The following is a 17,173-nucleotide window of genomic DNA, read 5'->3' on the forward strand; positions in this document are numbered from 1 at the left end:
AGTTTAAGATTTAGTGCAAACTACCTGGCTATCAAATTGCAGATTCACTTTACTGTAATTGTTTAAAATTTTGTCTTTTGTAGCTTTTTTATAAAAAGCTTTTAAATTGTTTATTTTTCTATCCAAATTATTCAAATCTCCAACAAAGACTTCAAAACCTACTTGTCTCAATCTTAAAGAAATTCGATTATCATCATTTTGATGAATTTGTGTTACATGCTTTAAAAGAAAATCATCATTTGTGATTTTCTGAGCCATTTTAAAAACTGTTTTCAAGTTGTCTTTAGTGACTTTACCAGTAACTATTGGCACTCTAGCCGTATAATTTGTTGATAAAGGCATGTAACCTCCTTCTTCATCTATGTAAAAAGACTCTGAGCTTCGTACTCGAGCTATTGGTTTTTTTTGTTTTATCTCTGCGGTCAAATCGCCGTCAACACTGACAAATACTTGAGCAGATTTAATCATTGGATTAGAATTCAGGGCAGATTCCAATAAATTCAAATCTAAAGTTTCTTTAGGCTTATTTTTAACAGTGCCTTGATTTTGTATTAACAATTTACTAACAGTCTCATGTGTTATAAAAAGGTTGTCTTCACCTTCAAAAAATATTTCAATGTTTGTTATTTTTCTTTCATTATTTTTTTCATTTGAAAAGGCAAACAAACCGATAACCAATACCAGTAAAACAAACATTTTTATGAAGTTCCAATTAACTCGCATATTGTAAACTTTGCTTTATATGTTTAACTTCTTCTCCTATATCGCCTGCTCCAATAGTTAATATAACTGTAGCATGGCTTTCATTTATTTTAGAAATGATTTCAGCCTTTGAAATAAGCTGTTTGTTTTCATTTTCAATTTTACTTAACAGCCAACCTGAATTAACTCCTTCTATAGGCAGCTCTCTTGCTGGGTAAATATCCAACAACACAACCTCATCAAATTGCGATAAACTTTTGGCAAAGTCGTCAGCAAAATCTTGTGTTCTACTGAACAAATGTGGCTGAAAAATTGCCAAAACCCTTTGATTTGGATACATTTCGCGAACGGCTTGATGCACGGCATTTATTTCTTCTGGATGATGTGCATAATCGTCTATATAAACTAAACTATCTGTTTTAATATGATATGAAAATCTACGCTTTACGCCTTTATAGGATGCTAAAGCTTTGGCGAGCTGCTGGTGAGGGCAACCATACTCTACAGCCATCGCCAAGGCTATTAATGCATTCGACAGATTATGTCTACCAGGTAGGTTAAATTGTATATTTTCAATAGTTGTTTTTGGTGTTTTTACATCAAAAACATAAGTTCCGTTTTCTATTCTAATATTGTAAGCGGTATAATCGGATTTAGTATCTATTCCATAAGTTATACCTTGTAAAGACAGTCCTTCTTTGACAAAAAGCTTTCCCGATTGTTTTATTTTTTTAGCAAAGTCTTCAAAAGAATTCTTAAGTGCTTCAGCATCTCCATAAATATCCAAATGGTCAGCATCCATTGATGTTACACAAGCTAAATCTGGCGATAAGGTTAAAAACGACCTATCGAATTCATCGGCTTCAACTACTGTAACATCGGTTCCGTTTAGAATTAAATTCGAGTTATAGTTTTCACTAATTCCACCTAAAAATGCTGTTACTGGAACATTGCAAGTATTTAACAAGTGCCCCAGAATGCTTGTTGTTGTTGTTTTTCCATGAGTACCTGCTACTGCTAAACAAAACGTGTTTTCGGTAATGAGTCCCAAAACTGCGGCACGTTTCATGACTTTATAATTGTTATTATTAAAATAAGCTAATTGCTTATGATCATTAGGTATTGCAGGCGTATAAACTATCAATGTATTGTTAGCATTCAACAAGCTTGAGTCGAGGTTTGCAACAGTATCTTCAAAATGAATGGAAATACCCAAATCGCTCAAAGCATCTGTTATTTCCGTTTGAGTTTTATCATAACCAGAAACTTGCTTTCTATTGGCATGGAAATACCTGGCAAGAGCACTCATACCAATACCTCCTATTCCAATAAAATAAACGTTATCTATAGTTTCTAGATTCACTTTAATCTTGTTTTAATAATTGTATCACTTGATCTACAATATCACTTGTAGCATTAACCAACGCTAATTTTTTTATATTTTCACTTAATTGTTTTTGCCGTTCTGGCGATACCATTAATTGCGTGAACTTATTTTGAAAATCTACCTCTAAATCGCTTTCCCGAATTAATATTCCAGCATCTTCATCAACTATAGCTTGTGCATTTTTGGCCTGGTGGTCTTCGGCAACATTTGGAGATGGAATAAAAATTACGGGCTTACCTACTATACATAGTTCTGATACCGAACTTGCTCCTGCTCGGGAAATTATTATATCTGCTGATGCATATGCACAGGCCATATTATTTATAAATGCATGCACCTGTATGTTTTTAGTGTTTCCATAAATCTTGTACTTATCGTAATACAGTTTACCACATTGCCAAACAACTTGTACATTATGAGTATGTAAGTAGTCTAATTCTTTTTCTATCAGTTCGTTTATACGCCTAGAACCTAAACTCCCTCCGAGAACCAAAAGGGTTTTCTTTTCTTTTTCAAGCTGAAATAGTTCTTGGGCTTCATTACGTTTTTCATTGATGTTCAATAAATCTTGCCTAACAGGATTTCCAGTTTTCACAATTTTATCGGCTGGAAAAAATCGCTCAAGCCCATCATAAGCCACACATATTTTATTCGCTTTTTTTGACAATAATTTATTAGTGATTCCAGGATACGAATTTTGCTCTTGTATTAACGAAGGGATACCATTGGATGTCGCTACTTGTAATAATGGTCCACTAGCAAAACCACCAGTCCCTATTACTACATCGGGCTTAAAGCGTTTTATTATTCCCCTTGATTTTATTAAACTACTCAATAGCTTTAAAGGAAACATCAGATTTTTTAACGTTAGCTGTCTTTGTATACCAGAAATCCATAGACCAATTATTTCATATCCAGCCTGTGGCACCTTTTCCATTTCCATACGGTCTTTTGCTCCTACAAATAAAAATTCAGATTCTGGAAAACGCGACTTTAATTCGTTGGCAATAGCAATTGCAGGATATATGTGACCTCCTGTTCCACCGCCTGACAATATGATTTTATAATGACTCATTAAATAGTTTCTGATAAAATTTCTAAAGGATTATCTTCCGCTTCTTCTTTCTGCTTAATCTCTTCACGTTTTGCACTTACGCTTAAAATAATTCCTACCGCCAAGCATGTCATCCAAATTGATGTTCCTCCACTACTAATTAGTGGTAAGGTTTGGCCTGTAACTGGAAATAACTCTACAGCAACCGCCATATTAATTAATGCCTGGAACACTATTGGCAAACCAACACCCAAAACCAATAATTTTCCAAAAATGGTGTCTGATTTTTGTGAAACAATAACAATTCTGAACAGCAACCACAAATAGAAAACCATTAATGTAAATCCACCCAAAAGACCATATTCCTCTACTATAATTGCAAATATGAAATCTGATGATGATTGCGGTAAAAAATTCTTTTGAATACTCTTGCCAGGACCAACACCTTGTATACCGCCCGATGCAATAGCTATTTTAGCTTTTTCAATTTGATAATCAGCTTCGGTTTCCTCGTCGTTTGCAAAACTTTCAATTCTGCTCATCCATGTATCAACACGATTTGGCATAACATCTGGAAATGATTTGGCTACCAAGACAAAGAACACTAATCCCAATATGCCCGAACCGATTATTATGGCCAAATATTTAACTGGATATCCACCAAGAAAAACCAATACCACGACCATTAAGAACATGATTGCTGCTGTTGAAAAATTAGCTGGCAGAATCAAACCCAAAACCAAGAATACAGGAATCCATAATGGTAGTATTGACTCTTTAAAACTTACGTGAACATCTTTAATCTTGGACATATAACGTGCGACGTAAACCATAAGTACAACAAATGCAAATGTTGATGTCTGAAAGGACATATTTACTATTGGTATTTGAATCCATCTACTCGCATTGGCACCTTCGATTGTTGTTCCTTGCAGCATGGTCAGCACCAACAATACTACAACAACAGGCATCATAACAATAGATAGGCCTTTAAAATATCGATATGGTATTTTATGCACTCCATAGATAATAGCAAACCCCAAAAACAAGTGCATAAAATGTTTTACAAAATATGCAAAGGTATTACCATTACCGCCTACATAAGCTAAATTACTAGCCGCACTGTAAACAGGCAAAAACGAGAAAATAGCCAACAGAGCAGCTATTGCCCAGATAAGTCGATCACCTTTTATGTTTTTAAATACGGTTTGCACCAACTATATAGTATTATAAGTTTCTTACGGCTTCCTTAAATTGTCTTCCTCTGTCTTCGTAATTTTCAAACAAATCAAAACTTGCACATGCTGGAGACAACAATACATTATCACCTGTTTCTGCTATTTTATAAGCTATTTTAACAGCTTCTGCCATATATTGTGTTTCAACAATAACATCAACCATCGAACTAAAATTTTTCATTAGTTTTTCATTATCAACACCAAGACATATTATTGCTTTTACTTTCTCATTTACAAAAGGAAATAGCTCCGTATAATCATTGCCTTTATCTTGACCACCTACAATCCAAACGGTTGGAGCATCCATACTTTCTAAAGCATAGTAAGTAGCATTTACATTTGTGGCTTTTGAATCGTTTATATATTGAACTTTATTAATCTTTAAAACTTGTTCTAAACGATGCTCAACACCATGAAAGTTCTCTAAACTTTCACGGATAGTTTGTTTTCTAATTTTTAATAAGTGGGCAACCGTTGAAGCTGCCATGGCGTTTTTAATGTTGTGCTTTCCTTCTAATGCTAAATCCTTTGTAGGCATAATTATTTGATTGTTATCTATTGTTATTTTTATATTGTCTTTATCTAAGCACGCTCCATTTTCAACCTGTCTTTTCAATGAAAATGGCAATAATGTGGACTGTACGGGATGTTTTTCCAACCAATTGGTAATGACATCATCATCACTATCATAAATCAGGTAATCGTTAGAATCTTGATTCATAGCTATTCTGAATTTCGCTGCTATGTATTTTTCGAAATCATACTCATAACGATCCAAATGGTCTGGGGTTATATTGGTTATTATGGCAATTTGGGGCTTAAAGTGCTTGCAATCGTCTAATTGAAAACTACTAATTTCCAAGACATAGTTATTAAAGTCTTCATTTAGAACCTGTTTAGCAAAACTGTCTCCTATATTGCCCGACAAACCAACATGTAGCTCTTGCTTTAAAATGTGATATGTTAATGAAGCTGTTGTGGTTTTGCCATTACTCCCAGTGATTCCCACTATAGTTGCATCGGTAAATTTTGAGGCAAATTCGATTTCGGAAATCACGGGAATTTTGGCTGCTATTAATCTCTGAACAATTTCCACTTTATGTGGAATGCCAGGGCTTTTCATTATAATATCTGCATTTAGAATTTTTGATTCTGTATGCTGTTCATCTTCCCAATCAATCTCATTATTTATAAGAACGTCTCTATATTTTGTTTTTATTCTTCCTTTATCAGACACAAAAACATCATATCCTTTGGCTTTTCCCAACAATGCGGTACCTACACCGCTTTCTCCTCCACCTAAAATCACAAGCCGTTTCATACTATCTAATTTTCAATGTCACAATAGAAATAATTGCCAAAAGTATTCCGACAATCCAGAATCTGGTTACAATTTTACTTTCGTGATATCCTGACTTTTGATAGTGATGATGAAGCGGAGACATTTTAAAAATGCGCCTACCCTCTCCATATTTTTTTCTAGTATACTTAAACCAACTCACCTGCATGACTACCGACAGATTCTCTGCCAAGAAAATGCCACACAGTACTGGAATAAGCCACTCTTTTCTTACAGCAATAGCAATTACAGCAATTATTCCGCCTATGGTTAAACTGCCCGTATCTCCCATAAACACTTGAGCCGGATACGTGTTATACCATAAAAATCCTATTAGCGCACCAACAAAAGCAGCAATGTAAATGGTAATTTCTTCAACCCTAGGGATATACATTATGTTCAGGTATTCTGAAAAAATGATATTACCTGATACCCATGCAAAAATTCCTAAAGTGAGAACTATGATAGCTGATGTACCTGCTGCTAAACCATCAATACCATCGGTTAGATTGGCGCCATTTGAAACAGCTGTTATAATAAATATGACTATTGGAATAAAAATAATCCAAGCGTATTTGGACCAATCTGAATTCACCCATGTAATGATTTCTGCATAATCAAATTCATTTGACTTAACAAAAGGAATAGTTGTTTTAGTTGAACGCTCTTCTTCTTCAAACAGATCAGATGGTTTTGCATCTGGATTTTCAGCAAGAATTATTTGTTGTTGTTCTATAGGTAGTTTTTCTTTTACAGTTACATCTGGATGAAAAAACAAAGTCGTGCCAACAATTATACCTAAACCTACTTGACCTAGGACTTTAAATCGCCCTTTTAAACCTTCTTTATCGTTTTTAAACTTTTTAATGTAATCATCTATAAAACCGATTGTTCCCATCCATAAGGTGGTTACAATGAGTAAAATGATATAAATGTTTTCTAGTTTTGCTAAAAGCAACACTGGAATAAGCGTCGCTAAAATTATTATTATACCTCCCATAGTTGGAGTTCCCGCTTTTTCAACTTGACCTTCTAACCCTAAATCACGAATGGTCTCGCCTACTTGTTGCTTCTGTAGAAATTTAATTATGCGTTTACCAAATATTGTAGAAATTAACAACGATAGTATAATTGCCATAGCGCCTCTAAAGGTTATATAACCAAAAAGTGAAGCTCCTGGAATTTGAAAATGTGTTTCTAAATATTCAAATAAGTAATACAACATATTATTTTTGCAACTGCTTTAAAAGTTCTTGTACTATTTTAAAATCGTCAAAATCAAAGCGTTCACCATCAATCTCTTGATAGGCTTCATGACCTTTACCAGCTATTAATATGATATCGTTTGAATTTGCCATTTGGCAAGCTGTTTTGATAGCTTGTTTTCTATCTGAAATGGAAACTGTTTTCTTATAATTTTGCGGCTCTACACCAGCTTCTATTTCAGATAATATGGTTTCTGGGTTTTCGGTTCTTGGGTTATCACTAGTAAAAATGACCTTGGTGCTTAAAGTCGAGGCAATATGTCCCATTTTGGGTCTTTTAGTTTTATCGCGATCGCCACCGCAACCAACAACTGTAATAAGCTCTTCATTTTTTGTTCGGATACTATTTATCGTTTCAAGAACATTTTTTAAGGCATCAGGTGTGTGCGCATAATCTACAATAGCTGTAATCTTATCATCAGAAATGAGATATTGAAAACGGCCAGAAACACTTTCTAAATCGCTTATCAGCCTTAATATCTCAACCCTTTCTAAACCTAACAATTCTGCAGTAGCATAGATTGCCAAGACATTATAAGCGTTAAAGTTGCCAATTAATCGTGTCCAGACTTCACTATCATTCACTTTAAGCAACAAGCCACTAAACTGGTTTTCTAAAATTTGTGCTTTATAATCTGCATAACCTTTTAAGGCATAAGTAAACTTTCTAGCCTCTGTGTTTTGAAGCATAAAAAGACCATTCTTATCATCAACATTGGTCAATGCAAAAGCATCTTTTGGCAATTGATCAAAGAACTGTTTCTTAACGTCTCTATACTCCGCAAAAGTGTTATGGTAATCTAAATGATCATGGGTAATGTTTGTAAAAATTCCACCTGCAAAATGAAGCCCTTCAGTACGCTTTTGATGAATACCATGCGAGCTTACTTCCATAAAACAGAATTCAACCCCTACATCATTCATCTCCTTTAAATACCTATTAATAGTTAATGAATCAGGTGTTGTATGCGTTGCTTGATATGTTGCATTATCAACCATTACTTTAACAGTAGATAATAAGCCTACTTTATAACCCGCATTTTTGAATAACTGAAACAATAACGTTGCAATTGTAGTTTTTCCATTAGTTCCTGTTACACCAACTAATTTTAAATTTTCAGAAGGCATATCGTAATAATTGGCAGCCATTATAGCCAATGCTTTTGATGCATTATCGACTTCTATGTAAGTTATATTATCAACCAACGACTTTGGCAACTGCTCACAAATAATGGCCACTGCTCCTTTTTTAATTGCGGTATCTATAAAATTATGCCCATCTGTAACTGTTCCTCGTATAGCAACAAACACATCATTGCTCTTAACATTTCTAGAATCAAACGCAATGGTATTCACAGAAATATTTGTGCTCCCTGCAACAGCATCTAAAGCCACTTTATACAATATGTCTTTTAACAACTTCATGACGCCTGTATAATTACGGTTTGATTCTTTTTAATTTTTTCTCCTTTTGATATGGATTGTGAAACCACCTCACCTACACCGTTAATCTGTACTTTTAAACCCATGTTCTCTAAAATTGGAATAGCATCCATTACAGGCAGACCAACAACACTTGGCATGATGGTTTTATACTTTTCAGATATACCATAATACGTGTCGAATTCTTTTTCAACATCAGCATCTTTCACATGTAGAGACCTCACCTCATCAACGATAGGTGTATCGGTAAATATTTTTTGGGCTATTCTTTTAAAAACGGGGCCAGAAACATCTGCGCCATAGTATCCTTTTTTAGTACTGGGTTTATGTATTACAACTATACAAGAGTATTTAGGGTTTTCAGCAGGAAAGTAACCAGCAAATGAAGATACATATCGCGGATTATCTTCATAATCTTCCATCCAATACTCCGTTTTAGCTGTTCCTGTTTTTCCCGCCATAGAGAAGTATGGTGAATACAGACGTCTTCCTGTACCACGAACTACAGCATTTTTTAGAATTTCCTGAATTTCGTTTAATGTTTTATCCGAGCAAATCTTGTTGTTAATAATTTCACGATCAAACACCTCAATTTGCTTGTTCAATTCGCGAACCTCCTTTATAAAACGCGGTTTAACCATAACGCCATTATTTGCAATAGCATTATAAAATGTTAAGGTTTGCAAAGGTGTTAACTCCATATTATAGCCATAGGCCATAGATGGCAAGGCATTCTTACTCCAAATTTCATCTCCTGGTTCTGGTATTTCAGGCTGTCCTTCTCCTATAATTGGTAGGCCAAGTGGCTTATTTAACGACCAGCTTTTTAAACGATTAATAAATTTTTTAGGATTGTCTGAATAATTTTCATCTACAATTGTCGCCAAACCTATATTTGAAGACACTTCTAGAGCTCTAGCTGCAGAAATCTTGCCATAACCACCATGATGAGAATCTGTAATTGGTCGGCCATAAAACATTTTTCTTCCGCTTTTGGTATCTATAACCGTTGAAGTATCAATAACCTTATCTTCTAAAGCCGCCATTAACGCCATTACTTTAAATGTAGAACCTGGCTCATGTGCTTCGCCAACTGCATAGTTGAGCTTTTCATAATAAGTACCCTTTGATGTTCTTCCTAAATTTGAAATCGCGCGAATCTCACCAGTTTCAACTTCCATAACCACAACACAACCATGTTCAGCCTCATAATATTCTAATTGCTGCAATAAGGCATGATGTGCAATATCCTGAATGTTTACGCTAATCGTTGTATATACGTCGTATCCATCTTGAGGCTCAATTTGATTATAATCGACTATGGGCTTCCATTGGCCTTTCCCTATTTTTTGCTTTAATCGCTGACCATCTTTTCCACGTAAATATTTCGCTCCAAAGGCACCATCAATACCAGCTCGAGTTACATTTCCATCTTCATCAAAACGCTCATAACCAATAGACCGTTGCGCAATACCACCCATAGGATGCTCTCGTTTTGTAGTTTGCTCTACAATTAAGCCTCCTTTAAAGGCACCAAGATTCAACAATGGAAAATTCCTAACGCGTATATAATCTGAATACCCAATATTGCGCGCCAAAAGGTAATAGCGGTTTTTATTGGCTCGTGCTTTTCTTATTTCTTTCTGATAATACGACGATGGTTTCCCTGAAAATTTAGACAACGAATCACAAAGCGGTTTTAAATACTTTTCAAAAGTTGCAGACGAAGGCGTAATGGCATCAATTCGAATATCGTATTTAGGAACTGATGTCGCCAACAAATTACCATTAGCTGAATACACATTGCCTCTATTTGCCGGAATAACAACATTTTTTATTGTTCTTGTCTCTGCCAAGCCACGATACTTATCGCCTTGGACGAATTGAATACTCAACAGTTTGAACACTACCGCTAGAGCGAAGATGAACATACATCCTGCTACAAAATACAATCGGTTTAATATGTTCTTCTCGCTTACTGCCAAGTTGAACTATTTTTGAGATTTAACTTTAATTTTGGTTGGCGGTATCTCTGATATAGCCAACCCCTTGTCCTTCATTTTTATTTCGACGCTCGTTTCTTTTTTCAAATCCATGAGCTTTCCTCTGGCATCAATCATTTCTGACCGTAGCTCTTTTACTTCATTATTTAATCGTGCTATTTCGTGCACTTTTTTATCGGCACTATGCGAACTTGCAATCATGATAATGGCCAAAACTGATATAAAAAGAATCATGCGCCAATTTTTAAAAGCATCATCGCTAACTAAAAATGTTCCTTTTAATATGCTGTAGATTCTTTTTTTCACCTATAACTTTTCTGCTATTCGAAGCTTTGCACTTCTAGCCCTATTATTTTGTTTAATTTCTTCTGAAGTTGGGACAATTAACCCTCCAACTTTTTTAAATGGCACCTCAAAATTTCCAAAGACATCACGTTCAGGCTCTCCTTCGAACAAACCATTTCTTATAAAGCGCTTCACCAATCTATCTTCCAATGAGTGATACGAAATAACACTCAATCTACCACCAGGCTTTATAACTTCTTGTGATTGCAACAAAAACGCTTTTAAAACTTCTATCTCTTGATTCACCTCTATTCTGATAGCCTGAAATATTTGAGCCAATACTTTATTCTCTTTTTTGTGGTTTAAAAACTGTTTCAATACTGTTTTTAATTGCTCACTGGTTTTTATAGGCTCTAAATTTCTTGCTGCCACAATTATCCGTGCCATTGCTGGCGCTTGACGCAATTCACCATATTGCCAAAACACTTGTCGTAATTGCTCTTCATCATACTCGTTCACTACATGATAGGCCGACAACTCACTTTGTTGGTTCATTCGCATATCCAAATCGGCTTCAAACCGGATTGAAAAACCACGTTCAGCTACATCAAACTGATGGGAAGACACACCAAAATCTGCCAAAACACCATCAACCTGCTTTACACCATAAAACCTTAAAAACCGCTTGAGGTATCTAAAATTTTCATGGATAAGCGTAAACCTTTCGTCATCAATTTTATTTTCAAGAGCGTCAGGATCTTGATCAAAGGCATACAATTTGCCGTTCTCACCAAGCCTACTTAATATTTCTTTACTATGTCCACCACCTCCAAATGTGACATCCACATACACACCATCTTTAATGATGTTCAAACCATCAACCGTTTCTTTTAACAGTACCGGATTATGATATTCCATAATCATCATCGTCTTGACCCATTACTTCTTCAGCTAAATCCGCAAAATCTCCTGTGGCATCATCAATAGCCTTCTCATAGCGTTGTTTATCCCAAATCTCCACTATATTGATTGCTGACGACACAACTATTTCTTTTGAAATGCCAGCAAAACCAACGAGGTCTTTTGGAATCAACAAACGACCCGTAGCATCCACTTCAATCATTTTTACACCTGCCGTAAACCTGCGAATGAAATCATTATTCTTTTTCTTAAACCTATTCAGCTTGTTTACTTTTTGCATCAAAGCCTCCCATTCGGACATTGGATAAAGTTCTAGGCAAGGTTGAAAAACCGCTCGTTTTAAAACAAAACCTTCTTGCAAAACAGGAAGCAGCTGCTTTTTTAATGCAGCTGGCAACATGAGGCGACCTTTTGAATCTACCTTACACTCGTATGTTCCTATTAATGAATTCAATGCCTTTCGAGCTGTTTATATAGTTTAAGTTTCAAATATATTGAAAAATATACCACATTTTACCACATTTTACCACATTGTTGATAAATTTTCGATTAACAGCAAGATTATTCCGATAGAACTTTCGTATCAAAAAGCTTAATCTCTACAATTCAGACAATTAAGAAACATGAAAAAATTGACAACCAGAGCTGTTAATATCTTGATTGGTCTTAAATTTTAAGAGCATAGGAATTATCCCATATATTATGAATGATTTAATTATATTTGCTTTAAAGAATAGCGTAAAGAATTCATGGTGCATCGATTAAAAAAAGAAAAGAGTTTCAGTTATATTGAAGTTGGAGAAGGTACGCCTATTATTGTTCTTCATGGCCTTATGGGTGGTTTGAGTAATTTTGATTCGGTTACAGATTATTTTAGCAAGAAAGGGTATTGTGTACTTATACCTGAATTACCAATATACACCATGTCGCTTTTAAAGACCAATGTTAAAAGCTTTGCTAAATACCTTCATGATTTTATAGAGTTCAAAGGTTTTGATGACGTTATTCTTTTAGGAAATTCACTTGGAGGTCACATTGGACTATATCACACGAAATTATATCCAGAAAAAGTAAAAGCACTTGTTATTACTGGAAGTTCTGGACTATATGAAAGTGCTATGGGTGGTGGCTACACGAAGCGCAGTGATTACGAAGTAATAAAGAAAAAAGCAGAAGATGTTTTTTACGATCCAGCAGTTGCCACAAAAGAGATTGTTGACGAAGTTTATGAAACTGTAAACGACAGAAACAAACTGATAAAAACTTTAGCTATTGCTAAAAGTGCTATTCGTCACAACATGGCAAAAGACTTGCCAAATATGAACACACCAACCTGCATAATTTGGGGGAAAAACGATACGGTAACACCTCCTGATGTCGCAGTGGAATTTGATGAACTACTTCCAGATTCCGATTTGTTTTGGATAGACAAATGTGGCCACGCAGCTATGATGGAGCATCCAGATGAATTTAACCAAATTCTTGATACTTGGTTAACTAAACGTAATTTCTAAAAGCAGCTTTATTATGGAAATTAAATCGGCAGAATTTGTAATGAGCAATTCTGATGTTTCAAAATGCCCAAAAAACTTATTACCAGAATACGCTTTTATTGGGCGAAGTAATGTTGGGAAATCTTCGTTGATAAACATGCTTACCAACCGAAAAAATTTGGCCAAAACTTCGGGAAGACCAGGAAAAACACAGTTAATAAACCACTTTTTAATTAATGGCAATTGGTACTTGGTTGACTTACCAGGCTATGGCTATGCTCGGGTTTCCAAAAGTGCAAAAAAAACATTTCAAAAGTTTATAACCCAATATTTCAGCTTACGGGAACAATTGGTCTCTGCATTTGTATTGGTTGATATTCGACATGAACCACAACCCATTGACCTTGATTTTATGATTTGGCTTGGCGAGAACAGCATTCCGTTTTCAATAATTTTTACAAAAGCTGATAAATTAAAACCTAACGCCATAACACGACACGTAGAAGCCTATAAGCAAAGAATGCTGGAAACTTGGGAAGGTATGCCCAATTACTTTGTAACCTCATCATCCAAAAGCATTGGCAAAGATGAAGTTTTAGATTATATAGCTAATATTAACGCTGATTTTAAAGGATAAAAAAATAGATTTTTAATTAAGTCCGCACATCCAAAGCATCACGTAAGGCATTACCCATTAGCATAAAGGCCATTACCAAGCTCATAATGCAAAACCCAGGTATTAAAGCTAAATAGGGCTTTCCCAGAATAATATAATTGTAGTGATCTTTTATCATAGCTCCCCAACTGGACATTGGCGGTTGTGCACCTATACCTAAAAAGCTCAACCCACTTTCAATTAAAATGGCTGCTGCAAAATTAGCAGCAGAAATCACAATTACTGGCGCCATGATATTAGGCAAAATATGCTTGGCGATAATTCGAATATCAGTAAAGCCTAAGGCTCTGGCTGCCGTTACATATTGCATTTCTTTTACGCTAATAACCTGGCCTCGAACAACTCTAGCTACCTCAACCCACATAGTTAAACCTACAGCAATAAATACTTGCCAAAACCCTTTACCTAACGCAAGGGTAATGGCTATAACCAATAACAATGTTGGTATAGACCACGATACATTTATTAACCACATAATCATGGCATCAACTTTACCACCGTAATAACCAGCAATACTGCCCAATAAAATCCCTACAACCAAAGAAATAAAAACGGCTACAAAACCTATAAAAAATGATATTCTTGCACCTACTAACACTCGACTTAATAAATCCCTTCCATATTTATCAGTACCAAATAAGAAAGTTCGCTCTTCTACAAAAGGCTTGTTTTTATAAGTATCAAGGTTTATAGTTTTTGAAATTCCTTTTAAACCATCAGCAGCATATTCGGTGTAATGCAATTGATTGTTAACAATGCGATATTCTGAAACGGGTATTTCGGTATTGACATTTTTATGACCAAAAAACAACTTACTAAATGCATTTTGCTTTACAGTAACTTCTTCGGGCATGACTAACATTTTAACCGAAAACCCTGGCTTTTTAGAATGAATAGACAAATGCATTTGATTGGCATGTTGGGAATTGTCGGGTGCAAAAGTATAAGAGAAAATAGACACCAATCCCACTATGGCGATAAAAACGAAACTAAAAACGCCCCAGAAATTCTTTTTAAACTTCTGGAGCGCTAATTGACTTAATGAGTTTGATTTATTACTCATAAAAAACTAGTCTTTTACAGTAGCTACCTTTTTTATAGAGTATGACATTTTTAAATCTTCCAATACATTTAGAGCTTCCTCAATATACACATCTTGACTCAAGCTTGTATGCCAACGCTCTCGTTTTTCTTTTAAAATTGTATCATTTTCAAACAATTTAGTTTCATAAGGCAGTGATTCAAACGTTAGGTTTGTTTTGTAATCAGCTATCTTATCAAATTGTTTGGCTTGCTCTTCATTTAAATCCAAACGTTGGCGATAGGTTGCGTAATTCAACGAATGTGTTTTCTCATCCATGCGCTCTTTAACCCATTTGGCGTTTGCCTCAATAAGTTTAAGTTGCTCATTATCTTTCATACGATTTGAACTATTTTTTATTGTAGCATCATAATCGAAATAGCGATCCCAACTTTCATAATCGGCTGCATCAATTTCGTCCCAGCTTAATGGGTTTTCTTGATCTTTTTCACCAATATCGATAAAACTGTAACGATCTGGAACTATAACATCGCTCTTAACACCTTCTAACTGTACAGAACCACCATTAATTCTATAATACTTTTGGGTTGTTAATTTTAAGGCTCCCAGATCCCCTTCCTTGTTACCTCTAATCATTCTATTCAAATCATAAAAGCTTTGAACCGTTCCCTTACCATAGGTTTGCTTGCTCCCAATAATAATAGCACGCTTATAATCCTGCATAGCAGCTGCTAAAATTTCCGAAGCAGAAGCCGATAACTCGTTCACCAAAATTACCAAAGGACCATCCCAAACTATAGATTTATCTTTATCGTCTAAAACTTCTTTAGGCTCTCCAGTAGAACGCACTTGAACAACAGGACCATCTTTTATAAACATACCTGCTATATCCACCACTACTGGCAAAGAACCTCCTCCATTGTTTCTTAAGTCTAAAACAAGACCTTCCATACCTTCGGCTTTTAGTCGTTCTATTTCTAATTTGATATCTGAAGCAGCATTACGCTTTTTATAATCTTCAAAGTCTACATAAAACTTTGGCAAATCAATAACGCCAAATTTCTTATTATCCTTTTCAACAATAGAAGATTTAGCATAGGTTTCTTCCAATTCTACTATGTCACGTGTTATTTTAATAACTTCAATAGTTCCATCTACTTTTTTAATGGTCAAGTACACATTTGTTCCTTTGGGTCCTTTAATGAGTTTTATTGCATCGTCAATACGCATGCCAACAACATTCACTGGCTCTTCCTCATCTTCTTGTCGCACTTTCATAATTATATCTCCAACCTCAAGTTCTTTACCTCTCCATGCTGGACCTCCTGAAATCAGCTCGACTATTTTAATGTTATCCATACGTTTTTGTAAACGTGCACCAATACCTTCTAACTTACCAGACATTTGTTGGTTAAATACATCTTTGTCTTCTGGCGCAAAGTAGGTTGTATGCGGATCGAATTCAGCAACTATAGCATTAATGTAAATTGAAAACCAATCCTTTCGTTGCATGTCATCAATGTAGTCCGTATAATAAGTATCAATAGATTTTAAAGTAGCCTCACGAGCTTCTTTCTCAATTTCTTCAGGCGTTTTAGGCGTAACTGTTTTTGATTCTTTTTCAGAACCTTCACTAAAGGCTTCCTCTTGAGAATCTGCGTTTTTTCCAAGATTCTCTTGCTCAATTATAAGTTCATCGTAATTAGAAATGTTTGAAAACTTCAATTGCTTTCTCCAACGTTCCTTCATTTCCTTTTTCGTTTTAACATAAGGAGATTTGTCATAATCGGAACTAAACTCTTCATCAATTGTATAATCGAATGGTTTAGAAAGCACCTCTTTATAAATGACTTTTGCTTCTTCAATACGCTGCAACAGACGTTCATGCGTTAAATTGAAAAACGAGAGGTCATAGGCCTTAATCTGATCATCAATTTCAGTTTTATACTTTTCAAATTCATCAATATCAGACTGATAGAAATAGCGTTTTAATGGATCTAAATTGTCTAAATAATCAGAATACACTTCCATTGAGAATTCATCATTCATATCCTGTGGATTAAAATGACCACGCTCCAGAACATAAGTAATGACCTGTAACAGCAACTTGTCTTTATTAGGGTCGCTAAATGTTTTTGTAGTAAAACTGCATGATGCAAAGGCCAACAAGAGCACCAATACCAAAATATTATAATTCCTTTTCATAATTCTTAAAATAAGCATCATTTAATTATTACTAAATTAACGAAAAAACCATGCCAATATAATCAATTGGTACTAATTTTTTGTTAAAGCATAAATATAAAGAGAATCCAAGCTAATTTG

15 protein-coding genes are annotated in these 17,173 nt (G+C 35.0%); 2 read left to right on the forward strand and 13 right to left on the reverse strand.

What is annotated here, in order from left to right:
- Positions 1-3: 3 nt before the first annotated feature.
- The 11 genes from MTX13_RS03985 to mraZ are packed head-to-tail and all read right to left on the reverse strand — an operon-like array spanning position 4 to position 12,091.
- Positions 4-666, reverse strand: coding sequence for a cell division protein FtsQ/DivIB (locus MTX13_RS03985; protein ID WP_317238870.1), 663 nt, complete (start codon positions 664-666; stop codon positions 4-6).
- A gap of 46 nt (positions 667-712) precedes the next feature.
- Positions 713-2,065: a UDP-N-acetylmuramate--L-alanine ligase gene (gene murC, locus MTX13_RS03990; protein WP_250433089.1), complete on the reverse strand. Its 1,353-nt coding sequence runs from the start codon at positions 2,063-2,065 to the stop codon at positions 713-715.
- Between the two features lies 1 nt (position 2,066).
- The gene (murG, locus tag MTX13_RS03995; protein ID WP_250433090.1) at positions 2,067-3,164 is read right to left on the reverse strand and encodes an undecaprenyldiphospho-muramoylpentapeptide beta-N-acetylglucosaminyltransferase; all 1,098 of its coding nucleotides are present in this window, start codon (positions 3,162-3,164) and stop codon (positions 2,067-2,069) included.
- A complete protein-coding gene (locus MTX13_RS04000) occupies positions 3,164-4,357 on the reverse strand; it encodes an FtsW/RodA/SpoVE family cell cycle protein (protein ID WP_250433091.1) in 1,194 nt (397 codons plus the stop codon). Before MTX13_RS04000 ends, murG begins: the two co-directional genes overlap by 1 nt.
- Before the next feature lie 13 nt (positions 4,358-4,370).
- Entirely contained in the window at positions 4,371-5,702 is a 1,332-nt protein-coding gene (murD, locus tag MTX13_RS04005; protein ID WP_250433092.1) for a UDP-N-acetylmuramoyl-L-alanine--D-glutamate ligase, read from the reverse strand.
- A gap of 1 nt (position 5,703) precedes the next feature.
- A complete protein-coding gene (mraY, locus tag MTX13_RS04010) occupies positions 5,704-6,945 on the reverse strand; it encodes a phospho-N-acetylmuramoyl-pentapeptide-transferase (RefSeq protein WP_250433093.1) in 1,242 nt (413 codons plus the stop codon).
- Position 6,946: 1 nt separating this feature from the next.
- Positions 6,947-8,410 carry a UDP-N-acetylmuramoyl-L-alanyl-D-glutamate--2,6-diaminopimelate ligase gene (locus tag MTX13_RS04015; RefSeq protein WP_250433094.1) on the reverse strand — a complete coding sequence of 488 codons (1,464 nt, stop codon included), beginning with the start codon at positions 8,408-8,410 and terminating at the stop codon, positions 6,947-6,949.
- Positions 8,407-10,359 (reverse strand): penicillin-binding protein, encoded by a 1,953-nt coding sequence (locus MTX13_RS04020; protein WP_250433861.1) that lies wholly within the window; start codon positions 10,357-10,359, stop codon positions 8,407-8,409. Before MTX13_RS04020 ends, MTX13_RS04015 begins: the two co-directional genes overlap by 4 nt.
- A 60-nt stretch (positions 10,360-10,419) precedes the next feature.
- Positions 10,420-10,737 (reverse strand): FtsL-like putative cell division protein, encoded by a 318-nt coding sequence (locus MTX13_RS04025; protein WP_250433095.1) that lies wholly within the window; start codon positions 10,735-10,737, stop codon positions 10,420-10,422.
- Positions 10,738-11,634, reverse strand: a complete 897-nt coding sequence (rsmH, locus tag MTX13_RS04030) for a 16S rRNA (cytosine(1402)-N(4))-methyltransferase RsmH (RefSeq protein ID WP_250433096.1) — start codon at positions 11,632-11,634, stop codon at positions 10,738-10,740.
- The gene (gene mraZ / locus MTX13_RS04035; RefSeq protein WP_250433097.1) at positions 11,621-12,091 is read right to left on the reverse strand and encodes a division/cell wall cluster transcriptional repressor MraZ; all 471 of its coding nucleotides are present in this window, start codon (positions 12,089-12,091) and stop codon (positions 11,621-11,623) included. The genes rsmH and mraZ overlap by 14 nt, the downstream gene beginning before the upstream one ends.
- A 295-nt stretch (positions 12,092-12,386) precedes the next feature.
- On the opposite strand from mraZ, the gene MTX13_RS04040 reads away from it, so the two are divergent.
- Positions 12,387-13,151 (forward strand): alpha/beta fold hydrolase, encoded by a 765-nt coding sequence (locus MTX13_RS04040; protein ID WP_250433098.1) that lies wholly within the window; start codon positions 12,387-12,389, stop codon positions 13,149-13,151.
- A gap of 13 nt (positions 13,152-13,164) precedes the next feature.
- Complete coding sequence (gene yihA / locus MTX13_RS04045; protein ID WP_250433099.1) at positions 13,165-13,767, forward strand: ribosome biogenesis GTP-binding protein YihA/YsxC; 603 nt, start codon at positions 13,165-13,167, stop codon at positions 13,765-13,767.
- A gap of 16 nt (positions 13,768-13,783) precedes the next feature.
- Here the strand turns inward: yihA and MTX13_RS04050 are convergent, their stop codons facing one another.
- Positions 13,784-14,869, reverse strand: coding sequence for an ABC transporter permease (locus MTX13_RS04050; RefSeq protein ID WP_250433100.1), 1,086 nt, complete (start codon positions 14,867-14,869; stop codon positions 13,784-13,786).
- 6 nt (positions 14,870-14,875) lie between these two features.
- Entirely contained in the window at positions 14,876-17,053 is a 2,178-nt protein-coding gene (locus tag MTX13_RS04055; protein ID WP_250433101.1) for a carboxy terminal-processing peptidase, read from the reverse strand.
- Positions 17,054-17,173 lie beyond the last annotated feature (120 nt).

The sequence above is a fragment of the Hanstruepera flava genome, from assembly GCF_023634025.1.
In the GTDB taxonomy this organism is placed as follows: domain Bacteria; phylum Bacteroidota; class Bacteroidia; order Flavobacteriales; family Flavobacteriaceae; genus Hanstruepera; species Hanstruepera flava.